At 59.6% G+C, this 24,924-nt stretch carries 15 protein-coding genes; 14 read left to right on the top strand and 1 reads right to left on the bottom strand.

Annotated features, from left to right (window positions below; all coding sequences use genetic code 11):
* Positions 1-179 precede the first annotated feature (179 nt).
* The 11 genes from K8U03_26610 (at position 180) to K8U03_26660 (ending at position 19,056) form a co-directional block, all read left to right on the top strand.
* Positions 180-578 (top strand): BlaI/MecI/CopY family transcriptional regulator, encoded by a 399-nt coding sequence (locus K8U03_26610; protein MCE9608472.1) that lies wholly within the window; start codon positions 180-182, stop codon positions 576-578.
* On the top strand, positions 575-2,494 hold the full coding sequence (locus tag K8U03_26615; GenBank protein ID MCE9608473.1) for a M56 family metallopeptidase: 1,920 nt from the start codon (positions 575-577) through the stop codon (positions 2,492-2,494). The genes K8U03_26610 and K8U03_26615 overlap by 4 nt, the downstream gene beginning before the upstream one ends.
* A gap of 162 nt (positions 2,495-2,656) precedes the next feature.
* Complete coding sequence (locus tag K8U03_26620) at positions 2,657-3,364, top strand: hypothetical protein (protein ID MCE9608474.1); 708 nt, start codon at positions 2,657-2,659, stop codon at positions 3,362-3,364.
* A gap of 58 nt (positions 3,365-3,422) precedes the next feature.
* A complete protein-coding gene (locus K8U03_26625) occupies positions 3,423-5,798 on the top strand; it encodes a G8 domain-containing protein (protein ID MCE9608475.1) in 2,376 nt (791 codons plus the stop codon).
* 137 nt (positions 5,799-5,935) lie between these two features.
* On the top strand, positions 5,936-8,902 hold the full coding sequence (locus tag K8U03_26630) for a hypothetical protein (protein MCE9608476.1): 2,967 nt from the start codon (positions 5,936-5,938) through the stop codon (positions 8,900-8,902).
* Between the two features lie 212 nt (positions 8,903-9,114).
* Positions 9,115-10,344, top strand: coding sequence for a glycoside hydrolase (locus tag K8U03_26635; protein ID MCE9608477.1), 1,230 nt, complete (start codon positions 9,115-9,117; stop codon positions 10,342-10,344).
* A gap of 48 nt (positions 10,345-10,392) precedes the next feature.
* The gene (locus tag K8U03_26640; protein ID MCE9608478.1) at positions 10,393-12,255 is read left to right on the top strand and encodes a pre-peptidase C-terminal domain-containing protein; all 1,863 of its coding nucleotides are present in this window, start codon (positions 10,393-10,395) and stop codon (positions 12,253-12,255) included.
* Between the two features lie 61 nt (positions 12,256-12,316).
* Positions 12,317-13,450, top strand: coding sequence for a glycoside hydrolase (locus K8U03_26645; protein ID MCE9608479.1), 1,134 nt, complete (start codon positions 12,317-12,319; stop codon positions 13,448-13,450).
* A gap of 544 nt (positions 13,451-13,994) precedes the next feature.
* Positions 13,995-16,616 carry a hypothetical protein gene (locus K8U03_26650; GenBank protein MCE9608480.1) on the top strand — a complete coding sequence of 874 codons (2,622 nt, stop codon included), beginning with the start codon at positions 13,995-13,997 and terminating at the stop codon, positions 16,614-16,616.
* A gap of 56 nt (positions 16,617-16,672) precedes the next feature.
* Positions 16,673-17,728, top strand: coding sequence for a formylglycine-generating enzyme family protein (locus tag K8U03_26655; GenBank protein ID MCE9608481.1), 1,056 nt, complete (start codon positions 16,673-16,675; stop codon positions 17,726-17,728).
* Positions 17,725-19,056: a DUF5009 domain-containing protein gene (locus tag K8U03_26660; GenBank protein ID MCE9608482.1), complete on the top strand. Its 1,332-nt coding sequence runs from the start codon at positions 17,725-17,727 to the stop codon at positions 19,054-19,056. Before K8U03_26655 ends, K8U03_26660 begins: the two co-directional genes overlap by 4 nt.
* 37 nt (positions 19,057-19,093) lie before the next feature.
* Here K8U03_26660 and K8U03_26665 read toward each other — a convergent pair whose 3' ends face one another.
* Entirely contained in the window at positions 19,094-20,614 is a 1,521-nt protein-coding gene (locus K8U03_26665; GenBank protein ID MCE9608483.1) for a sialate O-acetylesterase, read from the bottom strand.
* A gap of 501 nt (positions 20,615-21,115) precedes the next feature.
* On the opposite strand from K8U03_26665, the gene K8U03_26670 reads away from it, so the two are divergent.
* From K8U03_26670 to K8U03_26680, 3 genes are all read left to right on the top strand, one after another.
* On the top strand, positions 21,116-22,459 hold the full coding sequence (locus K8U03_26670; protein MCE9608484.1) for a DUF1501 domain-containing protein: 1,344 nt from the start codon (positions 21,116-21,118) through the stop codon (positions 22,457-22,459).
* 239 nt (positions 22,460-22,698) lie between these two features.
* The gene (locus K8U03_26675; GenBank protein ID MCE9608485.1) at positions 22,699-23,586 is read left to right on the top strand and encodes a hypothetical protein; all 888 of its coding nucleotides are present in this window, start codon (positions 22,699-22,701) and stop codon (positions 23,584-23,586) included.
* A 559-nt stretch (positions 23,587-24,145) separates the two neighbouring features.
* Positions 24,146-24,924 (top strand): hypothetical protein (locus K8U03_26680; protein ID MCE9608486.1); only part of this gene is annotated, 779 nt, incomplete at its 3' end.

Consider the following 24,924-nt stretch of genomic DNA (forward strand, 5'->3'; position numbering starts at 1 on the left):
CATCCCGTTTCTTGATCCAAGGCACCTTTAATCGGAACGGAATCACCCCGGAGGACGAGGAATCGTTTTCGCCGTCCACACCGCATGCATCTCCGAATTGATTTGACTATGGCGGTAGTCGTCGAATACGATCTGCCTATGGATGTAGTCAGTCTTGTTCGTCTCCCGGTAAAATTCCCATGCCCGAATCGAAAGCAGTTCTCGGCTCCACTGAAATCGAGATTCTCCGTTATCTGGGCGACCGACCGGCGATGAGCGTGGGCGAAGTGGCCGATCATTTCGCGCGGACGACGGGCCAGGCCCGAACTACGATCCTCACGATCATGGAGCGCCTGCGAAAGAAAGGGCATCTCACGCGGAAGCAAGTCAAAGGGGTGTATCACTACTCACTTAAGGTCGCCAAGCAAGACTTTCTGCGCGGGTTGGTGCGGTCGTTCGTCGATACGACGCTCGGCGGATCGGTGTCGCCGTTCGTGGCCTACCTCTCCGAAAGCGGACCGTTTTCCGATCAAGACCTCACCCATTTGAAACAACTTGTTCACGATCTCGAACAAGAACGGAAGCGAGGTGGCAAATGAGCTTCGACGGCGACCTACTCGATCTGTGGGGCGCGGCGATGTGGCGCGCGAGTTGGCAGGGTGGGCTCGCGGCCTTGGTCGTCGCCTTCATGTGCCGACTCAGGCCTTCGATTCCAGCGCGCTATCAGTGTTGGATGTGGCGGCTCGTGATGTTGAAGTTCGCGGTTGCTTTCGTGTGGTCGGTGCCCGTCGAAATACCGGTGCTCCCTAGTGCCGATCCGATCGTGTCTGCCGCCGTCGATTCGCCGATCCCATTTAGCCACATGTCGAGCGACGACACACCGACCGTCGACGAGCGGTCTCCGAGCAACGTCCCATTGCTGCTGATTCCTTTTGCGACTTGGGCCGTGATCGTCGCCTGGCAATTGGGTCGCATTCTGGTCTCTTGCCGAAACGCTCGGCTGCTCAAGAATCGTTGTCGGGCGAGCGAAGATCGTCAACTTCTCGACCCTTGTTCGCGATTAAGCGCAATGCTCGGTCTCCGGAGTCCGCCGCTTGTGCTGGAAACAGAAGGACAAGGAAGTCCGCTCCTCGTCGGCATACTGCGGCCGGCCATCGTGCTTCCGACCACGACGCTGGAGCGACTGGATGCCTCGGAACGTTCGCTCGTGCTCGGCCATGAGTTGGCACACGTCAGTCGCCGCGACCTCTTTTGCAGTCTCGTCTCCGCGATGATTCGGGCGTTGTTCTTTTTCCATCCCGCGGCGTGGTTCAGCGAGCGACGGCTCGGCCTCACGCAAGAAATCGCCGCCGATCAACTCGCGATATCGCTGCAGAATCAAAGCCCGGTCCATTACGCCCAGATTCTCTTGGCGATCGTCGGCAAGCTAGGCTCCGGTCGAACGGCTCACATGATGTCCATGGGAGCCGCGGGTGAAGCGGGCTCGCTCTACCGTCGATTGTCGGCGATGCGATACGTCCAGCGGACGACTCCCGGAGTCGTCCTGGCTTACGGCCTACTGATCGGGTTCGGCGCCATGCTCGGACTTGTGCCATGGTCGCTCGTCGCAGCGCCGGCGGCGGCAGCGGAAGAGACCAAGCCCACGGAACGGAAGGAGCAGTCGGAAGCTATCGTTAACGGACGATACGTCTCCTTCCAAGAGGGTGTCCTGAAAGTAAAAGTGCGCGACGATCAAAGCGACGTCGAGACGGAGCGAGAATGGAACGTCGCCGAAGACGTCAACGTCGTCAGCCATCATCGTGCGGGACCGAAGCAATCGATTGCCCGAGATGCTTTTAAGCAATGGGAACCGGGAGGGTTGATCGCCGTGACGCTGAACGACGGCAACGTCGTTTTCATCAAGCTTGGTACCGATAAAGTGCGGGTGCCGAAGTCTGTGCGATCACGTGAGTCGTCTCTCGAAAAGAAGGTGGATCATAGGATCGATGCAAACTCGAAAATGCATTGGGGGCGATTCACATCGTTCAAGAACGGTACGCTCACACTTGAGTCGAACTCCGGTGAGCTGATCGAAACCAACGTCGTCCGAAAGACCAAAACCACGGAGTGGAGCGACACGTCCGGCAAGTTCGTGCCGACGGATACCTTCGTGGCTTTAAGGCAACTCAAGGTCGGCACGGTGATCGTCGTCAACGGCGCGAACCAGAGCGGAACTCTCCGCATCGGATCGCGCAAAGGAGTTACGATCGGCACCTTCGTATCGTACGAAAACGACCGACTGCTGATGCTCGGCAAAAACCTCGGTGAGCGTTTCACTAAGAAGTACGGAAACAACGTTCACTTCAACAAGTTCCGCGACGACGTTCCTGCCTATGAGAGCATCGACGGCGGTGAGTACCGGCCGATCGGTATGGCCAACGAGGCGCTGCGCAACGTCAAGGAAGGAACGATTCTCCATGTGCATAGCGAGGGAGACGACAACATCACCCTCGTTCGGATCGGCGAAAAGAAGTAGTAGTTCCCAATAAGCCGGATGGCCTGCTTCGTGCCTTACTTCCGCGCTCCGTTGTCGTAAGCATTCCGTCCGATTACATCATCGATTTCCCGCACATTCGAACTCTTTCTTGTGAGATCATCCGCCATGCGTTTTACGATTTCTTCAACTCATTCGTTCGCAATGCTATTCGCAATCGTCACCGTAACGAGCCCGGCTGCGTGGACCTTCGCACCGGGTTCCGCATCGGCCGCCGATAAGCCTGGGGCGGAGAAGCCCGCGGCAGCGCTCTCGCAACTCGAGATCGGCAAAGGGAACTTCGTGTCGTTCGCGGAGGGAGTCTTGACGCTCGACGGAAGTATTCGTCTCTCGGCGACGAGCAAAGGGAGCACCGGCCTCGTCGTCTGGAAGAACATCGACGACAAGACGAAGGTCTACGTCGTAGCCGGCGAAGATAAAGGGCCGGACCGTGGCTATAAGCCGGCTCCGGCACTTGAAACGCTCAAGAGCGTCAAGCCGGGGACGCCGATGTTCGTCGGCCCGTGGTTCGCCTATCAAGATCGGCCGGGAATCTTTGTCGGCGTCACCAAGGCGCGCACGGTCGGCACGTTCGTTTCGTACACGACGGGAAGCAAGTCGAGCGGCCTGACCATGCTCGGCAAGGATCTGGCGCCGAGCAGCTTTACCAAGAAGTACGGCAACAACTTGTTCATTCGCAGCATTCCCGAAAACACGCCGGTGGAAGAAAGCATCGACGGCGGGCCCTATCAGCCGATAGGCACCGTGAAAACGGTGTTGAAGGATGTTAAGGAAGGGACGCTCCTCACCGTCCATACTCACGGCGAGGGGAACATCACGTTGATCCAACTCGGCTTGCCCAAGGAAAAGTAAGCCGTCTTCACCAAGCGAGCCTGTGTAAGTCCGTTTTCCGCGTGATCGGAGCGAGCCCATGTTGAAGGTGATATCGACGGTCGTCGTGTTAGCGTTCTCAACCGTGACGATCGCCGCGGAGTCGGTGTCGTTTCAAGCGCGCACGGTGCAAAGCGGCAGCTGGTCCGACAAGAGCACCTGGGAGAGCGGCCGCGCTCCGCAGGCCGGCGATTTCGTTCAAGTTCGTGCCGGGCATGCTGTCACTTACGACGTGCATTCCAGCGTCGCGCTGCGCATGGTCCATGTGGCAGGAACACTGAGCTTCTCGCGCACGATGTCGACACTGATGGACGTCGGCTTGCTGAAGATCGAACCGGGTGAGACGACGACCGAAGACGGTTTCGATTGTCACGCCGCGCCGGTGGCTGCGCCGAAAGGTTCCCATGGGCACTCGCATAGTCAAGTCGCGGCCATGCCGCCGCCGGCATTAGAGATCGGCACGCCCGCCGAACCGATTCCGGCCGGCATTCAAGCGACGATCCGCTTGCGATACCACGCCGGAACGAACAAGGAAACGTTGCCGGCGATCATTGCCTGCGGCGGCCGTTGGGATGTTCATGGCGCGCCGCTCGCTCGCACCTGGTTGAAGCTCGCCGCGGCGGCGAAGCCGGGAGATGCGCGGATCACTCTGGAGCAAGCGCCGGCCGATTGGCGCGTCGGCGATCGAATCATCGTCACGACCGGCGTTGCGAACGGGCCGGGCCCGTTCGCAACGTTTCGCAAGAGCGGCGGCAGGCCCAAGCCGGTGGGGACGGAAGAACGCGTGATCACAGCCGTCGAAGGAACGGTGCTCCTATTGAATCAGCCGCTGGAGAAGTCGCATGTCGGCGACGGCTTCAAGCGGTCCGAAGTGGCGAATCTGTCGCGCAACGTCGTCATCGAATCGGCACAAACGGCCGGCGAGCGCGGACATACGATGTATCACTTCGGCTCCTCCGGCGGCATCAGCTACGCCGAATTTCGACACTTGGGAAAAGAGGGTGTGCTCGGCAAGTACCCGATTCACTTCCATCTCGTGCGCGACACGATGCGCGGCAGCGGAGTACTCGGGGCGAGTGTTTGGGATTCGCACAACCGCTGGATCACCGTACACGGAACCGATCATCTGCTGATCCGCGATTGCGTCGGCTACCAATCCCTCGGACACGGCTACTTCCTGGAAGATGCGACCGAGCAGTGGAACGTGTTCGATCGGAACCTCGCCGTGCAAGCGTTCAACACGACGCCGTTGCCGCGGCAAGTTCTGCCGTACGACCCGAACGACGGGGCGGGCTTCTGGTGGGCCAACGGCCGCAACACGTTCGTGCGCAACGCCGCCTGCGAAAACGATCACTACGGCTACCACTTTCAGGTCGCCGCGGCCGGCGGCTTCGATCCCGTGCTCACCTTGCTCGGGCCCGACGGCACAACCGCGAAACGCGACGTGCGGCGAATTCCGCTCCTCCGCTTCGAAGACAACGAGTCGCACGGCGAAGGTCTGTACGACTTCCGCTTCGGCGACGAAACCGACCTCGGCGTGGCCGGGGATCGCGAGCATCCGTTCATCGTGCGACGGCTCAAAGCGTGGGACTCGCATTATGTGATTCGGCCGAACGTGCGCTATTTTCTCCTCGAAGGGCTGATGGCCGAGAATGCCGCCTTCGGCATCTATCACCCGAACTACGACGAGCATGTCTACCGCGATGTGGCGCTCGCCAACGTGAAGCAGGAACCGCTGAACGGCGGCCACGATGAAGAGAGCCTCGCGCGCGGCAACTACACGTTCGAACGTCTGACGCTCACCGCCAGCAAGCTTAAGAACGACCCGCTGATTCAATTGACGGGGATAGGAATCAAGCCGGATCTCTTCGGGCACTTCCGCAACGTCCTGACCGCGAGCAGCTCTTCGAATTCGGGAGGGATCGTTGATTTCGGCGGCGGCCCGAGGACGAACCGTGTCGAGAACTGCGTAGCTTACTACTTCCACGACACGCCTAAGTCCGGCACGACGATGCGCGTGGCGCCGGTGAAGGCGAAGGAGTTGTTGAAGACCGGTAACTATCAAAGCATCGCCGGCTGGACGGGGCCGGATGCTTTGGCGGCCGAAGTCAACGTCGGAGACTTTCCGAAATTGGTCAAACCGGTCGACGATCTACCGCCGGCAACGTTGATTACCGGCGTAGAGCGAGCCGGCGACAAGTGCGTCGTACGGGGAGTCGCTCATGACGACGGCGAAATCGCTGCGGTTACCGTCAACGGACTTCCGGCGACGATCATCGCGCAGCAGGCCGGAGTCGCCGATTGGACGATCACGCTCGATGCTCCAAGCGACGGTCGCTACGTCGCGCAAGCGAAGGACCTCGCCGGAAATCAAGAATCGATGACTCACACACTGACTTCTCAGGCAGATCGCTGACCGTCTCCATTCTCCGCGGTTAACCTACCGATCGAGCCCGCCATGAAACATAACTTCAGCCAAAAGGTATCAACATGAAGAATCGCATCGCTCACACAGCGGCTTCGGTTCTCTTCACGCTAGCTCTTTGCGCCCCCATGCGTGCCGCCGAACCGATCGAGGTGTTTCGCACGGGCGACGAGCTCATCGTGCGGCTCGATCGATTCGATCTGCTTCGCCAAGCGAACCGCGGCTTGACTGCGGAGTTGAAACTGCGCGGGGAAGGAAAAGAAAAGGATCTGCTGATCGATCTGTCCGACCCGGCCGTCAACGGCACGCTCGTGATCGATCTCTCAAAGTTCGGTAACTGCTCGGGAATGAGCATCGCAGTGAAGGATGCCGGCGGAAAGTCGATCGTCGCGAAGACGGCTTCGCCCATCGTGGAAGCTCCGGTGAAAAGCGGCTTCTCGACCTCGGCGACCGGTCCCTTTGCCTTTATCGAACCGGGCACGGCGATGAGCGCCGCACCGGCGGGCGCAAGTGCGCCGAAGATACAGCTTCCCGACGTGAAGACGCTCCGAGCCGTGCAAATCGAATCGCCGAAGCGTTCCGTCTCGAAGCAAGACATCACCTACCCGGTAATTACGGAAGGGGAAGCTCCGTTGCGGGGTGGCGTTGCCTTGTTGAGCCGGCAGACGGCTGCACCGAAGGATCCGACGAAGGCCAGCTTGTACATCACCTACAAGAAGGCGCTTTACGAAGGGACGAAGCTGGCCCGCTGGCAAAAATTCTTGGTGGAGATTCCCATTCAAGAATCTTGGGGCAGAGGGCAAGGGGATGAGACGGTGAATCTCGGCAACGATGTTCTCGTCCATGTCACGAGCGAGGTGAAAGAGAAGGATTGGCGAGGGGTTCAACGCAATATTCTCGGCGAGGGAGACGATGATCTCGGCCAAACTCTTTCCGCCATCGATGACGAAGGCCGCATCTATTTCATCGCCGAGTATCGCGTGGTCCGCTTCGACCCGAACACGAAAAAGTTCGAGATCTCGCCGCCGTTCGAATTGCAGAAGTTATGTCCCGGCGGCGCTGTGATGAAGGGTTCGCCCGGATGGCTGAGCGGCAACTGGACGATGGTCTGCGGGCATGGCCGTGTTTTTATCGTCGATATCCTCGACTTGAAAACGGGACCCAATTTGGGCGATTTATCGCAGCGACGAATCGGCGGGCTCTTTTCGATCCCGCAAGATTGGCGCGATGCGCAGGCGTTCGCCGCCGATGTTCGACTGCATGTCGGAACCTGGGAGACTGCCACGCCTACGCTCTACAAGACCGGGCCGACGATCGGCGCTGCGGCGGACGAACGGAAACTCGGCAAGCCCATGGTCACCGAAGCCGGCCTCTTGATTGTCCCGGCGGGAAAACAATCCGCCGGCGGTCCTTGGCGGCTCGACCTCGACGACCAAGGAAACAACAAAGCTTTCGGTGAGGTCAATTCACTCTCCGATACGGTCTCGAAGGATGGCAGCACCACGTTCGCCCCGACGCAAGAAGCCACGATCAACGGCGTCAGCAAGACGATGCTGCATCTCGTCAGTACCGGCTACGGCCGTCGCTTGGTCGGCGCTGCCGGAACCGATGGGCTGGAGATTCCTCGTGCTTCCATTCGACAACTTTTGATGAGCGACGGGTGGAATGCCTCCATGCTTCATCGGCCCTCGTCAGAAGATAAATATTGGACTTACGCCGACGCCCCTAAAGGGACCGTGACGGTGAAGTATGAAGTGGTCGAGAAGTTGAAGGCCAATCCGGATGCGCAAGGCGCGCTGGCCGATTCATTAAAAGGCGGACCGAGCCTCGGGCCCGTCTTCCTCATCACACCGGTTCCCGGCGTACCGGATAAGGCCGTCGGGGTGAGCGAGTATGCAATTTATCCTTTGGCTACGTTCGATTTCTCCAAGCTGGAAGAGAAACGGGCCGTGACTAAAACGGCGTTGCCCGGCAAGGCGGCGCTCGCCGTCGGAGTAGGCCCCTACGACTCCGGTTGGGTCAAGCAAGGTGACGAGCAATGGCTTTATGTCACCGGTTACACGGGCATGACTAAGATCAAATACGCCGCGGGCGGCAAAGTCTTAGACGTCATGACGTCGGACCAGTTTCACAGACGTCTGGCGGCAGTGCCGGTGGATCAGCATGCGCGCGAAGGCTTAAAGCAATACGATCGAATCTTCCCGGTGTTCGGCGGTCGATTGATGGATTCCGGCACCGGACGTTCGGGCCGCGGGGGAACGCCGTTCTCTACCGGGCTGGAGCTCTTCGATCCGAAGCAACTCGGCGCCGACGCGACGTCGGGCTCCGTTCCCAGTCAAACGGCCGCCTACATGAACCGCTGCTGCGGCGCACTTCAGACCCTGCAAAGCCGGCTGATTTGGAACGCACACAACGGGAGCCGTCGGCAGGAGATCTTCGGTACCGGCAAGCCGAACCCGGTGTTCGTAGAAGAACTCGGAGTCAAGGACAAAGCTCTACTCCCGAGCAACTTAGACGAAAAGGTCTTCTGCTACGAAGTTGCCGAGAACGACGGGCTACGCGACCTCTTCGGCTTTTCGTTACCTGTCTCGGAGAACGGCGCGAGCGCCGGGAGCTATCTGGCTCTCTCTCCGTGTAGTCGATTTCTGCTCGTCCTTATGAGCGACGGCTCGCTCTATTCGTACGCCATCGCCTCGAAGCAATTCATCGACGGCGTGCACTTGACGACGCCGTCCGGCGACGCCGTCGCGACGATCGGCTTTAGGCGACCCGGCGAGCGTATCATCACCGCGCCCGACGGCGGGCAATTCTTCTTGACCGCCCCGGCCGAAAACACCGGAACGAAGGTGCAGTTCAATCGCATCGCAGTGGGCAACGACGGTCGCTTAAGCATCGAGCCGTACCTGGGGATCGAGTGCGCGAGTAGTGCCGACTGGCAAGATCTCGAGAACTGCGTCCGCTGCTTCATGCCCGATCTGAAAAACAAAGACGGCTCGATCGACTTTGTCATCGGCTGGGACTCCAAGGATCGCGACCAAGCGAAGCCGTTCGTGAGGGTGATCAAGGATTTCATTCCCTCGACTGCGGGCCGATAGCCGACACGCGTGGGCCGATGATATTTCATTTCCAGCGATCGAAACTCGATCCTGAGAAGCCGGTCGAAGAACTTACATTCCACTAGGAGCGCAGCATGGCGGCACGAAAACACTTGTATCTGGTGATCGGTTTCGTTTGCTGCTTAGGCGCAGCTACGGGACAGTCGAGTCTACACGCCGAGGAGAAAGCTCCTAAAGTCGCCGGCAGTCCACTGTCGACCATGCCCGACTATACGATCAAACTCGACACGATCACCTCCGGCTTCGACGGTAAGACCTGCTGGGTGGCGCCGCGCGCAGGAATCGTGCCGGGAAAGAGTCCGGATTCGACTCCGAGCGTCGTGCTGACGATGCAGAAGCTGTGGCTTAAGGGAAGCGACGTTTTCTTTGCCGTAAATGAAGTCCGCACCGATGATCTCGGCAAAACATGGTCGCCGCCGCTAGAGCATGCGACGTTGGATCGACGCAAGGAGCCGAACGGCGTCGAGATCATCGTCGGCGATTTCACATCGAAGTGGCATGCGCAAACCGGCAAGCTTTTGGGAACCGGCCCGACCGTACGCTACCAGAAGAACGCCGCCGGCGCGGAAGTGAAGATCAATCAAAACGATGCCCCATCGCGCGCGGCGTACTCCGTTTACGACCCGCAGCAGCGCTCGTGGACGCAATGGGAGATGGTCGTCATGCCCGACGATCCCAAATTTTTCTACGCGACGGTCGGGGCAAGTCAGCGCGTCGATCTCCCGAATGGCGAGCTCCTCTTGCCGTTTCACTTCAAGACGAGCGGCCAGAGCCCGTACCACACCTCGGTGATGCGCTGCTCGTTCGACGGCAAGAAGCTCGCCTACATCGCGCACGGCGACGAACTCTCGCGACCGACGGAGCCGGGGGTCGAATACAAGCAACCGGCGGGGCGACAGACGGGCGTCTTCGAACCGTCGCTGACTCGCTTCCGCGGGCGCTACTATCTGACCATGCGTAACGATCGCGCGGCGTACGTGGCGACCTCGGACGACGGTCTGCGTTACGGCGAGGTCAAACGCTGGCGCTTCGACGACGGCGGGGATCTCGGCAGCCGAAACACTCAACAACATTGGGTCACGCATAGCAACGGCCTGTTTCTCGTCTACACGCGAGTCGGCGCGAACAACGATCACGTCTTCCGCAACCGCGCGCCGCTGTTCATCGCCCAAGTCGATCCGGAGAAGCTGCAAGTAGTCCGCGCCACGGAGCGAATTTTGATTCCCGAGCGAGGGGCGGGACTGGGTAACGCCTTCGGTGTCACCGAAGTCAGCCCGAACGAAACCTGGGTCACCACGGCCGAGTGGATGCAAGGACCGAAAGGTATTTCGGTTCCAGGAAACAAGTACGGTTCGGACAACAGCGTCTACGCCGCGCGCATCGTCTGGAAGACTCCGAATCGAGATTGGGATGCTCGATAGCTCCGTGCTCGAGGCAAACAATCATTCCATGAAATCGCAAGGCAACGAATGAACATCAATCTGCTTGGGGCGTTGATTTGCTTGTTGTCGATGACGGCCACCTCGCGTTTCGGCATGGCTCAGTCTGTGAACGAACTAACCGATGGCTCGCCGGTCACCGACCTCGGCGGAGATCGTTGGACGAGCCGAGTCTTCAAGATCTTCGTGCCGGTTAACCAGACTCGACTCACTATCACTACCCGAGGAATAGCGACCGGAAGAGAAGCGGGCGTGACGTTGTATGCGAAGCACGGAGCGACGCCGACGACTACGGTCAACGACGCGCGCTCCGGCGTTGTCGGCAACAACGAGCGGATCTCCATCGCCGACCCGAAGGCTGGGGATTGGTATCTTCTACTCTACGCGACGACGGCCTATGGGCGCGTGACTCTGTCGGCCGACTACGACGACGCTCCGCCTGCCCCGACACCGCCGCCGGTTTTGACTGCGGCATCGGTGTTCAGCGACCACATGGTTCTTCAGCGGAATCAGCCGGTTCCCATCTGGGGAACGGCGAAGCCCGGCGACACGGTCACCGTGACGCTCTCTCCGCAAGGGCCGGCACCGATTAACCCGCCGGCGACCGTCGCGACTAAAGCCGATGGGAACGGCAGGTGGCGAGTTGAAATGGCTCCGCTGAAAGCCTCGTCGCAGCCGATGGACGTGCGCATCACTTCGGCGGCCGGCGATCCGGCCGCGGTCATGACCGATGTTCTCGTCGGGGAGGTGTGGGTGGCGTCTGGCCAGTCGAACATGGAGTGGCCGATCTACAAGTGCAGCAACGGTGCGGCGGATATCGCCGCTGCCGACGATTCGCAATTGCGCCTGCTGACGGTCCCGCTGGGCGTCAGCACCACCGGGCCGCGCGCCAGCATGCCGTTGCAATACAACGGCACCCCGAGCAAATGGAGGCTTTGCACGCCGGCCAACATCCCGAACTTTTCAGGCGTGGCTTACTACTTTGCGCGAGATCTGCGCAAAGCTTTGGGAATCCCGGTGGGTGTGATCTATCAAGCGATGGGAGGGACGACCTGTCGGGCTTGGTCGCCCCGCAGTGCGTTTACCGGCGATCCCATGGTAGAGAAATACCTCGCCGACTGGGACGCAAGAATCAGAAACTGGAACGCCCAGTGGGGCTCCGATCCGGCAGAGGACGTCAACCGGCCGATGGTGCTCTACGACGCGATGATCGCGCCCCTGCAGCCGTATGCCATCCAAGGTGTGATTTGGTATCAGGGAGAATCCGACTCCGGCGATGCGGTGACTTTCCGCCACTTGTTTCCGTCTCTGATCAAGAGTTGGCGCAGAGAGTGGGGAGTTCGCGATTTCCCGTTTTTATTCGTTCAAGTCGCGCCTCACAACGGCTGGACGCCCGAGCTTCGCGAGGCCCAACTGCAGACATGGCAAACTGTGCCGAATACCGCCATGGTAGTCACGACCGACGTCGGTCCCGTTGATCCCAAGGATTTTCATCCGCCGAACAAGCAGCCGGTCGGCTCGCGTCTCGCACTGGCGGCGCGGGCGCTGGTCTACGGCGAGAGCCTCGAATACTCCGGACCGGTCTACGCTTCGTGCGCGTCCGACAACGGCCGCGTGATCGTTCGATTTACCCATGCCGCCGGCGGATTGAAGACGGGAGACGGCAAGGCGCTCAGAGGCTTTACCATCGCCGGTGCCGACGGCGTGTTCGTCGATGCCGAGGCGGTGATCGAGGGCGACTCCGTGGTTGTAAGCAGCCCCAGCGTGCCGACGCCGAAGGCCATGCGCTATGGGTGGGCGAACATGCTGAGCTGCAACTTGGCCAACGGCGAAGGATTGCCTGCCAGTCCGTTTCGTGTCAGCGAGCTAGCCGCGCAAAAGCCCGTTAAGTAGCGGCTCATGGCAAGAGTGAAGGACTATGTGTCTCCTATCCGGTCGTCCGCGGAGGTGTGTGATGAAGATGAAGTCGATGTGGTTGGCAGTCCTGGGTTGGTCGATGGTCATGAGCGTTGCCACGGCCCAGTCGCTCGAGAAGGTCGATGTTTTTGTCGGTGGTGAGAATGGATACTTTGCCTATCGTATTCCGTCGCTCATAACCACCAAAGTCGGGACGCTGCTCGCCTTTTGCGAAGGACGCAAGGCGAGCCTGAGCGATGACGGCGATCACGACCTCGTGTTGCGTCGCAGCACCGACCATGGCCGTACGTGGCAGAAACTTCAACTCGTGCATGAAGAAGGGGGCGACGCCGTTGTGACGATCGGCAATCCCACCGCCGTCGTCGATCAATCGACGGGCCGTGTGTGGCTGTCGATGATCCGCAATAATATTGCCGTATATTCCGTATTGATCACGTTCAGCGACGACGACGGGGTCAGCTGGGCACCGGTCAAAGACATCACCGCACAAACCTCGCGACCGAGTTGGGGTTGGAACGCGCTCGGTCCCGGCGTGGGGATTCAACTCACACGCGGACCGCATCGTGGCCGGCTTGTGCTGCCGGCGTACCATCGTGAGACGAAAGATCGCAGTGGTCCGAGTACGTCGCATGTCGTTTACAGCGACGATCATGGCCAAACGTGGCAAGTCGGTGGCAACGTCGGCTTGCACACTAATGAATGTCAATTGGTCGAGACGGTCGCCGGCGACAGTTCCGAGTTGCTCATCAACATGCGCAACCATTGGGCCCAATCGGGCGGTCGGCCCGAATTGGCCGGCCGACGTCTCGTGAGTCGCAGTCGCGATGGCGGCGCTACGTGGAGCGAACCGGTGCGCGACGAGCAGCTTATCGAACCGAAGTGTCAGGCGAGTTTGATTCGGTTTGCTTGGCCCGGCGACCAAGAGAAGAGCGTGTTGCTATTCGCAAATCCTGACAGTCTTTTGAAACGGCATCGGACTACGGTTCGAGCAAGTTTCGACGAAGGCAAGACTTGGCCGATGAGCCGGTTGATCGACGGCTGGTCGGGCTATACCGGCTTAACTCGGTTAGCCGACGGACGCATCGGGCTCATCTACGAACGCGAACGCTCTCAAAAGATTACGTTCGTGGCGATCGGGCTCGGCTCGTTGAGTGCGACACCGGCTCCATAAAACGAGTTATCGATCGCAATTAGACAGCGCGTGCAAGAGGCCTTGCGTCAGCTACAGATACCGTGACCTGGAGCGAGTATCGCTGGCCGGGCCGAGATGACCGGAACTCGCGTGCAAAAGTACGGAACGCCGTGACGCTCAACACGGCCGTCAGTTATACGACTGACGGCCGTTGCCACCGGCGGGGTGAAAACATGAGACGGCAAGGCAGTAAAAGAGTTTACCGTCGCCGGAGCCGAAGGAGTGTTCATCGATGCCGAGGCGGTGATCGAGGGTGACACCGTGGTCGTGAGCAGTCCCACCGTGCCGACTCCGACGTCGGTGCGCCATGGATGGGCCAACGTGCCGAACTGCAATTTAGCCAACAGTGTAGGATTGCCTGCCAGTCCGTTTCGCGTGAGCGAGGTAACGGCGCATAAGCCCTTGAAATAGCCGCCGCCGAATCACGATGATTGCAATGAGCCAGTCGTCGAAAAATTACGGCTTCCTTGTCAACGTTTCGTGATGTTTTCGCTTCCAAAGTGCGCGTCGCGTGAGGAATTGTATGTCGCGAATCCTGGCCGGGACTTGCGTGATACTCCTGAACCTAGGCACGTCGGTTGTCGACGCGGCATTGCTCCCCCACCGCGCCGTCGTGCAAGTGAGCGCCCAGACGACCGGCAAACCGTCCCCCGCGATCGTACTGAAGTGGAAGCCGGATCCAGCCGTCCGGAATTGGGCGATCTATCGTCGACCGATCGGAGTCGAGGGTTTCGATCGCTGGGGATCGGCGATCAATGCCCCCTTCGATCTCGGTGCGAAGGAAATTCGCTATATCGATTCCGACGTTGAAATTGGCTCCGCCTTTGAATACCGCATCGATAAGCTGGGGACTAACGATGGCCGGGACTTCACCGCGTCGACCTTCATCCTCGTCGGATTGGAGGAGCCGCCGGTCGAGCTGCGAGGCAAGTTGATCCTGGTGGTCGACGATCGATTCGTGGAATCGTTGCGGCCCGAACTGACGCGTTTCGTGCACGACTTGATCGGCGATGGTTGGGAGGTCATCCGGCACGACGTTGCTTCGACACTCTCCGTGCGACAGGTCAAATCCGTCATCAAGGCCGACTACGTCGCCGACCCTTCGGGCATCAAATCCGTCTTCTTGTTCGGCCGCCTCCCCGTTCCTTACTCGGGAAGTATCTCCCCCGACGGCCATCAGGTCGATCACCTGGGGGCATGGCCGGCAGACGTGTACTACGGCGACATGGATGACGAGTTATGGACTGACATCGACGACAAACCGCGAATCAACGAACTTGTTCCTCGAATCGAGAAGCACGTGAATGTGCCGGGTGACGGCAAGTTCGACCAGAGCACGATTCCCGGCGACGGCCGAGTTGAGTTGGCAGTCGGACGTGTCGATCTCTCAGATATGCCGGCCTTCGGCGCCACGGAAACGGAACTACTACGTCGCTACTTAGACAAGAACCACCGATACCGGCATCGAGTGATCAATCCCGATCGGCGTGCCTTGCACATCGACGGCTTCGGCAACTGCGAAGATGGAATTCGTAACTTCACCCCGATGCTCGGATTCGACAACATGGACCGCAAGGTCTCGCATACTTGGTTTCCCTCTCTTCGCGACGGTTCCTATCTCTGGGCCTTCGGCGCGGGTGGAGGACAGCCGACGTCATGTGCTACGATCGGCACGACGACCGACTTCGCGAACAATCGCGTAGAGAGCGTCTTCCATATTCTGTTCGGCAGTTTCTTCGGCGTCTGGGACGACCGGAACAGTCTGCTGCGTGCGCCGCTTGCGTCGCAGCCGAATGCCTTGACGTGCCTATGGGGCCGAAAATTCTGGACGCTTCACGAGATGGGGTTGGGGCGTCCGATCGGCTTCAGCGTGCGTCGCAGTCAATCGCAGGTCGTCGCGTCGTACAAGTGGATGAACGGCGTTCAAACGGCGCTGATGGGAGATCCGACCCTGCGAATGTTCGTCGTCGCGCCGCCGCGAAACGTCGGGGTGCAAAGCGACCGCGATCGCGGCGTCGTGGTTTCATGGGAAGGCTCGGAAGATTCGGTGTTAGGCTATCACGTCTTTCGCCGGGACGACGCCGACGGACGGTTCAAGCGTTTGACGGGGGACAAGTCCGGCACATCGGGTTTCATCACCGGAAACTCTTTCACCGATCCAAATCCAGCGAACGATCCGGCGCAATACATGGTTAGGGCCCTTCGATTGGAAACGGTTAATAGCGGGACCTTTTACAACTTGAGCCAAGGGATACCTGCAACCTATTCCGATGAACCGTCCGGTATAACCGTCACCACGACGGTTGAGACTTCAAGCGGGACCACCTCGAACGTGCTTCGACTCTCTCGAGGAACTTATCAGACGCTCACGATGCCGCCTAAGTCGAGTTCGGATGAGACCGGCATCTGCAAATGGGTGGGAACAGGCGACGTGCCTAACGGCGGTATCGGAACGAGTGTGCGGACTTTCTTGGATCGCGACTCCACGATCCGCTGGAAATGTTCGGCAAATCGCGATGCAGCGGTAAACATTACCTCGCCGACATCGAACCGCAACTTCACGCAGCCTGCCGATGTCGTCCGACTTGAAGCGACAGCCGCCGATCCGGACGGCTTGATTCGCAAGGTGGAGTTCTACGCCGGGACGACGCTCCTCGGCGAGGATCGCGACTCCGTGTTCGATTTCGTAAATGATCAATCGGGCGTGGCCTACAAAGCACATGGTCAGTCGGCAGTCGCGACCTATCGATTTGACTGGAAGAACGTGCCCGACGGCAGCTACACGGTCACGGCCAAGTCGTACGACGATTTCGGCGGCAGCACCACTTCGGCGCCGATTCGGTTCACCGTGAGCGGAAAGAACGTACCACCGACGGTCGTCATCGACGCTCCGAAAGAGGGAACGATCTACAAGACCGGTTCCGCCAAGTTCAACTTGCAGACGAACGCTCGAGACGACGGCACGATCGTAAAAGTGGAATACTTTCTCGGAGCTAAGAACTTGGGACGCGCCGTGACGCCGCCGTACAATCTTTGGCAAAGCCTCGGTCCGGGAACTTACACGTTTACGGCCGAGGCAACCGATCACCAAGGCGCCGTCACGATCTCGCCACCCGTGTCGATAACAGTCACTGCTGATGAGTGACGCCGGTGCCTACGTCGAGTCACTATTCCCTTTCTTGAGAGATATGACGGTCGATGATGCAGCAACTCTACGTAATCTCCGCCTGCTTCGCCGGGCTGGTTTCAGTTGCGAACGAACCGCCGCCGGCCGCCGCGCCGTTCGATGCCGGACAGGCCCGAGCCTATCAAGAGTCGTGGAGCAAGCACTTGGAACAGCCGGTAGTTGTGACGAACTCGATCGACATGGCGCTCGTTTTGATGCCACCGGGCGAGTTCATGATGGGAGGTGCGCCCGGGTTGCTCATGGAGACCGCCGCATGGGCCGATACCAAGCGGCAGTCGCCGCCGGGAGCCGAACGAACCCGAATCGAGAAAGACGAGCAGCCTAGCCATCGCGTAAAGCTCACCAAGCCGTTTCGACTCGGCGCGACCGAAGTAACCATCGGCCAGTTTCGGCGATTCGTCGAGGCGACGCGCTACGTGACCGAGACCGAGACCGAACGCTTCGGCGGCGGCAACTCCAGTAAGATCGGCGAAACCGCGCCGGAGAAAAAGAAGGCGCTTTGGCACACGCCAGGGCTCAAAGTCACCGACGACTCGCCGGTGACTCAGCTCACATGGAACGATATGGCGGCGTTCTGCAATTGGCTGAGCGAGAGCGAGAAACGATCCGCCTGCTACCGGCTCGACGACCGGAAAGCGTATCAACTCGTCGCCGGCGCCGATGGCTATCGGCTTCCGACCGAGGCTGAATGGGAATACGCCTGCCGAGCCGGAACGACCACGCAGTATTGGTTCGGCGACGATCGCAAACTACTGGTGAATCACGCGTGGTTCGAAGACAACGCCGACCATCTAGGCGCTCAGCCCGTCGGGAAGAAACCGGCCAATCCCTTCGGGCTTTACGATATGTCGGGCAATGTCTGGGAACGCTGCCAAGATTGGCACGATGCCGCGTGGTATGCCCGTAGCCCGATCGACGATCCGCAGGGACCGGAGACAGGCGGAGCCAAAGTCGTGAGGGGCGGAGCTTGGCACTACTTCGATCTTCATTGCCGCAGCGCCTATCGCAACAACTACAAACTCACGGCTCGCACGGCCAACACGGGTTTCCGCGTCGCGCGAAGCCCATGAAAACGGCTCAAGCCGATCCGCAGCCTGCTCACGACGACACCCTTGCGACTCCGACGGTAACCATGGCAACGACGCTCACCGAAACCGACCTGCGCCCTGAATCGAATTCGGCGGCGACGGCACCGGTCGAGACCGCGTCGCAGCGGTTCGTTTCCGTCGACGCCCTGCGCGGCTTCGATATGTTTTGGATCCTCGGAGCCGACGCCGTCGGGCTTGCGCTCAAAGGGGTGAACGGGAATCGAGTGACACAGTGGATTGCGACGCAGTTGGAACACGAGGAATGGGAGGGCTTTCGGTTTTACGATCTCATCTTTCCGCTGTTCCTGTTTCTCGTCGGCGTATCGATGGTCTTTTCGCTCGATCGCACGCTGGCTGCCGGAAGATCGGCTACCCTGGCGCGCGTCGTACGGAGAAGCGCATTACTGTTTGCCTTGGGACTCTTCTACTACGGCGGCCTATCTCAGCCGCTATCGAATATCCGTTGGGGAGGCGTGCTGCAGCACATCGCGATCTGCTACTGCCTCGCGGCCGGCGTATATTGCGTCGTCCGTACGACGCAGAGGCTCTTGACCGTCAGTGCCGTGCTCTTGATCGGCTACTGGGCTGTGCTCACCTTCGTTCCGTTTCCTGACCTGAAGTTGGATCCGGAAGTCGTCGAGCCGCTTGCGCAACAAGTCGCCTCGCAGTCGCCATACGATGTCGCGGCGGCCGTCGAGGGACGAATTCGAGGAGTCTATGAAGACGGGAGGAATCTAACGCACTATATCGACTATCGCTTCATGCCCGGCCACCGCAACAACAAGGGCTATTACACGAACATGGGACTGTTGAGCATCGTGTCGTCGGTAGCGCTTGTGCTGCTCGGCTCCATCTGCGGGTTGCTACTGAAGAACACACGAATCGTACCGAAGCGCAAAGTCGTCTGGCTCTCGGCGGCCGGAGCCGCGTGCCTCGTGCTGGGCCTGACATGGTCGGTACAGTTTCCGATCATCAAGCGGATTTGGACATCGTCGTACGTCTTGGTCTCGGCCGGCCTTAGCATGTGGCTGCTGGCGGTCTTCTATCTGCTCATCGATGTCTATGAACGCCGTACGTGGTGCCTCCCTTTTATCTGGATCGGATCGAACGCCATCGCGCTCTATCTAATTTCGCGCATCGTCGACTTCAAAGGCCTTGCCGACCGATTCGTCGGCGGAGATATCGGCAAGTATCTCAATACGCACGTCGCCGATGGTAGCAGCGGCATCGCCACGACATCGGTCGCCATGCTATGGATCTTGCTTTTGGCAAGGTGGCTCTACCGCCGGAACATTTTCATACGAGTATAACGCACGCCCTGCCGCTTAGAACCAACTCTCAGCCTCGTCAGCTTGGTCTCCTGAATCGTCTCCGGGAGAATACCGAACTGAGCACCTTCACCGGTTCGACGTTGCGAAGTGTTTCGCTTAATATTGCCAAGCCCGGCAGCGCCATGTTCGATTGCCCCGCGCAAAGCCACACCTCGCCGATGAGTACATCGCGGATTGTCGTCCGTGCGCCGAACTTTGAGACCAAGTTCATCGTTTGCGGATCCGTATTAGCTTTCATCGCGTCGAGCCGGACGATCCACTTGCCCGTAATATCAGTGACCGCCGTCTTCGACTGACCCGCGAAGTGAACGGTGATCTCATCGCCCGGCACGCTCCAACCCCAAACCGGCACCGGCTGTTCACGCTGAAGGATCATCCGATCCGAAAACATCGCCGGCAGTTTCAATGTGCATTCGCGTTCGAGCCAGGGGATGACCTTCTCGGCCCACTTCACGCCGTGAACGCGCAATCCCTCCCCGCTGAAGTGGACGCCTTTCCCCTTGCGCTCGCGAAACCTGCCTTTGATCGCGTCGCTATCCGGGCCTTCGAGCGCGACGCCATCCTTCCACAGCGATGCCTGCGCGGCGCGGATATCGTCGCTCCCTTCATCGCCGGGCACATGATAACTCGCCTGTGCCACGAACCACGGCGCTTCCCAGCCGATTTCGCGCCGCGACTCGCGGATGAGATTGGTTAAAAACTCTCGGTAAAACTTGCCGGGCAGCGTGCAAGCCGGGTCGGACTGGTTCGCGTCACTCTCCCCTTGGTGCCAAAGCACGGCACGAAAGCCACGGAGCCCGGGTTGTTTCATCCGGGTCACCAGCATCGCGAATGCGTCTCCCATACTCGACCACCGCCCCGTAGACAGCTTTTCGACCCGACCCAAGAGCGTCGGTGGATTGGGAAACGTCGTTCCTTTCGGCTGCCATTCCCTCACGCTTGTTGCGCCGATCCCGCACGAGATGAAGCCGACGGGAACGTTGAACCTTCGCACGATTTCATCGCCCAGCGGCGGCATGAAGCTGCCTCCCTTGCCGCCGGCCCCCGGCTGCGGGTCGTCCGCGATCTGCCAACGCTCGCCGGTAAACGCGGCGACTCGGCCGGTTTGCGGATTTTGCTTCTCCTCACCGAAGTTGGCCGAGTTGGATTGCCCCGCGACGACGAAGACCTCACCGACGCCGACATGCTCAACCGTCGCTCCCGCGACAACTTGGTCGTTCCGCAGCGCGCGTACTTCCAGTTGATGCCAGCCACCGGCGGGAACTTCCAGCGTACCATCGAAACCTTCCGCGGTAATCTTCGCGTCCATCCTATGCCACGAAGCGGCCTTCCCGTCGACGACGATGCGCGTTTCCAACTTTTCCGGACTCAAGGCAAAGTCCGTCAACTTACCGCGAACGCGAACCGTACCGACGGCCTGCGAAGCCCGTTGAATAACTTGATAATCTAAAGGCTCGATAATACGGATCGTGGCGGCGTGCAACGAAGCCGGCGACGCGAGCAACAAGACAGCGAGGAGCTTGAGCGTGGGGTTCATGACGGGTTCCAGCTTGGGTGATCGCGCGGCGCGTTATCACGAATCAGCCAATATATCACATGTAGTTGCGTGCTGAATTCACGGAACGTGTCCGTGCCGCTTGCGAATCGATCGTCATCGACTTCAAGGTCGTGTAGCGTAGCGATGAAGAGGTTGGTGAACGGCGTGTTGTTCCGAGAGGCCTCCGTGCTTGCCCTCGCTATGGACGAGAATGACGGCAAGTTTGCGATTGTCGTGTGAGTTCGAATTGCCGAGGCAACTACCGTAAACGATTACATGCGATCGAGCAGAACGCCGATGTCGTCGAAAGAAACGGCGCGGTGTCTATGGCGAAGCGGCGTCAGTGGGCTCCGAAGCCTTGTTATCGCGCGCTCCGTCCTATCCCAATGCCGCTATTTCCACGGCCGTCGCGACGATGCTAAATTAGAAGTCCCGCCATTTTCCACCGGTCGTCGCCTCGCCGCCGCCCGCATGCTCGCGCCACCTGCCGGAGTTCCCGCGATGTATCAACTCGTCGGTTCCGCAAATCGTTTCTGCGACGGTCGCTCACGGCGCTCGTTTCTGCAGATCGGCGGTCTCGCGCTCGGCAGCCTTCCGTTCGCCGGCCTCACGCTTCCCGACCACTTGCGCGCCGAAAGCGCGGCGAGCAAAGCCAAGGCGCACAAGGCGATCATCTTGGTCTACCTGTCGGGCGGGCTGGCGCATCAAGACTCGTTCGACTTGAAGCCCGACTCTCCTGCCGAAGTGCGCGGGGAGTTCAAGCCGATCGACACCAACCTGCCGGGCCTGAAGATCTGCGAGCACTTGCCTAAGCTCGCCGGCATGATGGACAAGTTCGCCGTGCTTCGCTCCGTCGTTGGACAGCGCGACGAGCACACGAGCTACCAGAATCTCACCGGCTTCCCGATGAACATCGCGCAGCGCGAGCAGCGGCCCAACCTCGGTTGCGTCGTCGGTCGGTTGCAAGGCTCGGTGAATCGGGTCGTGCCGCCGTACGTCGATCTCTTTCCGACGATGCAGCACAAGCCGTACAACAGCGCCGGCTCCGGCTTCCTCGGTCCGCAATACTCGCCGATCAAAGCCGACGGCGAAGATTTGGCGAGCATGAAGCTCCGCTTCGTCAGTCCCGAGGAGTTTCAAAGTCGGCGCGAACTCCTCTCGGGCCTCGATCGCATCCGCCGCGATGCGGCGGACGTGGAAGCGTCGAAGCTAGACAATGCCTACAAGAACGCGTTCGAAGTACTCACCGGAAGTCGCTTGGTCGAAGCGATGGATATCGAGCGCGAAGATAAGGCCGTGCGCGAACGCTACGGACACGGCTCGTCGAAGCATCAGGGAGACGGCGCTCCGCTTTGGAACGAACAGTTGCTGATGGCCCGACGCTTGGTCGAAGCAGGCGTGCGCGTCGTGACCGTGGGGTTCGGCTTTTGGGATACGCACGGCAATAATTTCACGCACTTGAAGAAGAACCTGCCGCAGTTCGACGTCGCGATTTCGGCGCTGGTGCAAGACCTCCACGATCGGGGTCTCGAAGACGACGTGACGGTGTGCGTGTGGGGTGAGTTCGGACGCACGCCGAAGATCAATAAGCAAGCGGGTCGCGATCACTGGGCTCCGGTGAACGGTTGCCTGTTGGCAGGCGGCGGATTGCGCGTCGGGCAAGTTATCGGCAGCACAGACAAGATCGCTGGCCAAGCCGCAGACCGACCGATCCCCTATCAGGATATTTTGGCCACGCTTTATCACACCGTCGGCATCGATCCGCATCTGATGGTGCGCGACATTTTCGATCGACCGGTCCCGATCTTGCCGTCGACGACACAAGTTATTCGCGAACTCGTGTAGATACGATTCGAGACGCGACGGTCTTTATCGCATTTTGCGAAGTAGATTGGGTTGGGACTCGGCGCCTCCATACCGTTCTGAAAATGGCAAGCGTGTGGTCCTGGCCAAGCGGATCATTCCCGTGGCCGTAGCCTCCGCCACGATCAAACGAATGCGCACCATTCCGGCTCGCGAAGCGACGTAACGCATGCATAATCAAGCGGCCCTGCCTTCCAGCCCTAATACTTTTGAGACCCGCCATGTGGAAGATAACTCGCCGCCTCGTGCTGACTGTTTCGTGCGTCGGATTATTTGCGGTTCCCGTCGAAGCACGCGGCCAGGAAGCCGTTGCTCCACCGAAAGGGGAACGAGTCTATTCGATCGGCCATAGCTTCCATGTGTTCATGCCGAAGATCCTGGACCAGATCGCGAAGTCGGCCGGCATCGCCGACCATAAGCAAGTCGGTTTGTCGAGCATCGGTGGGTCGTACGTCATTCAGCACTGGAACGTCGCCAACGATAAGTTCAAATCGAAGGCCGTGTTGAACTCGGGCGAACTCGACGTGCTGACGATCGCCGCTCTCTATTTGCCGGACGAAGGGATCGAAAACTTCGTGCGACTGGCATCGGAGAAGAGCCCGCATATTCGCGTGCTGGTTCAGGAGTTTTGGTTGCCGTTCGATGTGAACATGAACTTCCGCAAGGAGAAAGTGCCCCCTCCGACTCGTGAGGTCTACGATGGAAAGAAACTGCAGGCCGAGCACGACGCATACTTCGCCGGACTTGATGCCCACGTGCGAATGCTGAACGAAAAACACGGGGGCAAACCCAAGGTGTTCGTTGCGCCCGTCGGCCAAGCGGTACTGGCGATGCGTGAGCAAATCGCCGCGGGGACGGTCCCAGGTCTAACGAAGCAGGAGCAATTGTTCACCGACCCGATCGGCCACGCCAAGCCGCCGCTGCAAGTGCTGGTGGCCTACGTCTACTACGCCCAGATCTACGGTCGCAGCCCGGTCGGCCTACCGGTCCCGGCGGCGCTCAACGGCACCTTCAACGAAGAGACGACCGCGAAGGTGAACCGCGTGCTGCAAGAAGTCGCTTGGAAAGCGGTGACCGGACATCCGCTGAGCGGCGTCGCGGCGAAATGAGGCAGCCGAAGAAGTCGCCAAGCCGAACGGCATCATGCTGTCGACAGACTACGAGCTCCTTTTCCGGCGAGTCGAGGGTGAGATGGAGTTCGCTGTAGTCGCAGCGCCCAACTAACACGATCAAACGCTCGCAAAACTTTTCGTCGAAACGGCGCGCTGGTTATCGGAGCGTGGATTGCCCGCGACAGGCGCTCGCGCTCCGGACGCGGAACGTCTCACGGTGCCTGGGCCGAACATCGCGGCAACCGCAGGCTTAAAGGCTAAACCTGCAGGTAATGAAGATAGAATGCTGTTTGCGCTACACTTGTGCGTACCGGGAATCCAGGGGAGAGTAGCAGTACGGAATCGATGAAAATGGAAACGCAGCTATCCCAGGCTTCACCGCAACGAAGCGGTCGCGAGCTAAACCGGTGATGGCCTGATCTTCCAGCCGATGCGCATTCTTCGCCCTTTAGCGAATTCACCCCGCCATTGGCAAGCCATCCCTTGAACGTCTTTTATGATCCAGCTTGCGGCTTGAATCGCAACCGCGGACTTCTCCAATCCGATGCACGACCACATGAAACCATTGCTCACGATTTTCCTCGCCGTACTCATGCTTGCCACGGCTGATGCCGGCAATCCCGCTGCTGAGGCGAGCATAGAACCTAAGCTCGCCACGATGCGTGGGCTGACCAAGGAGCGCAAGTGGAGCGAACTGATTGCGCAATTCAAGAACGAGGACATCTCGGCATGGCAAGAGGTACCCGAGAAAGCCGCCGAGGCGGCTGCTCTGCGCGGGAAAGCCTACATCGCGCTCAAGGACGGAGCGAGTGCCGAGAAGGATCTCAAGCTTGCCGTTGAGCGCACTCCGAAAAGTGGTGAACGTTGGCACGAGTTGGGCGATCTCTATCGCGGTCTCTTGGCAAATGAGACGCTCGCTCTCGCAGCTTATGACAGAGCCTTTGCGTGTTCAGGCAAGTCTTTAAGTTGGCTGCCGATCAGTGCCACGATCAATGAAGCCTCGGTTCTCCTCAAGCAAGGCAACCCGCAGGAAGCACGGAAGATCATGGAGCGCTACGACAGCTCCGACCTGGTGCAAATAGCTCCCGTGTGGGGCGACAAGATGCGGACGTTGAATGAGGCGATCGAGGAGAAACTCAGCTCATCGCTGCTGGTGATCGCCGACAAGGGCCGGAGCGATTACCAAATCGTGCTGCCTGACAGCTATCCTACGCCCGCCATCGCAGCCGACATGCAGCAAGTGGCGCGCTTGTTCCAAACTGCTTTCAAAGCCAATGGAGCGGAGTTAACCGTCGTGGCCGAAGCGGACCGCGACAAGGCCAAACCGGCCATCTA

This window comes from Planctomycetia bacterium, assembly GCA_021413845.1.
GTDB lineage: Bacteria > Planctomycetota > Planctomycetia > Pirellulales > PNKZ01 > PNKZ01.

Bases quoted from the DNA above. Each gene is read 5' to 3' on its own strand.
- K8U03_26610 (MCE9608472.1), top strand. From the start codon at position 180: ATGCCCGAATCGAAAGCAGTTCTCGGCTCCACTGAAATCGAGATTCTC.
- K8U03_26670 (MCE9608484.1), top strand. From the start codon at position 21,116: ATGTATCAACTCGTCGGTTCCGCAAATCGTTTCTGCGACGGTCGCTCA.
- K8U03_26645 (MCE9608479.1), top strand. From the start codon at position 12,317: ATGAAGATGAAGTCGATGTGGTTGGCAGTCCTGGGTTGGTCGATGGTC.
- K8U03_26640 (MCE9608478.1), top strand. From the start codon at position 10,393: ATGAACATCAATCTGCTTGGGGCGTTGATTTGCTTGTTGTCGATGACG.
- K8U03_26655 (MCE9608481.1), top strand. From the start codon at position 16,673: ATGCAGCAACTCTACGTAATCTCCGCCTGCTTCGCCGGGCTGGTTTCA.
- K8U03_26675 (MCE9608485.1), top strand. From the start codon at position 22,699: ATGTGGAAGATAACTCGCCGCCTCGTGCTGACTGTTTCGTGCGTCGGA.
- K8U03_26650 (MCE9608480.1), top strand. From the start codon at position 13,995: ATGTCGCGAATCCTGGCCGGGACTTGCGTGATACTCCTGAACCTAGGC.
- K8U03_26620 (MCE9608474.1), top strand. From the start codon at position 2,657: ATGCTATTCGCAATCGTCACCGTAACGAGCCCGGCTGCGTGGACCTTC.
- K8U03_26625 (MCE9608475.1), top strand. From the start codon at position 3,423: ATGTTGAAGGTGATATCGACGGTCGTCGTGTTAGCGTTCTCAACCGTG.
- K8U03_26665 (MCE9608483.1), bottom strand. From the start codon at position 20,614: ATGAACCCCACGCTCAAGCTCCTCGCTGTCTTGTTGCTCGCGTCGCCG.
- K8U03_26615 (MCE9608473.1), top strand. From the start codon at position 575: ATGAGCTTCGACGGCGACCTACTCGATCTGTGGGGCGCGGCGATGTGG.
- K8U03_26630 (MCE9608476.1), top strand. From the start codon at position 5,936: ATGCGTGCCGCCGAACCGATCGAGGTGTTTCGCACGGGCGACGAGCTC.
- K8U03_26660 (MCE9608482.1), top strand. From the start codon at position 17,725: ATGAAAACGGCTCAAGCCGATCCGCAGCCTGCTCACGACGACACCCTT.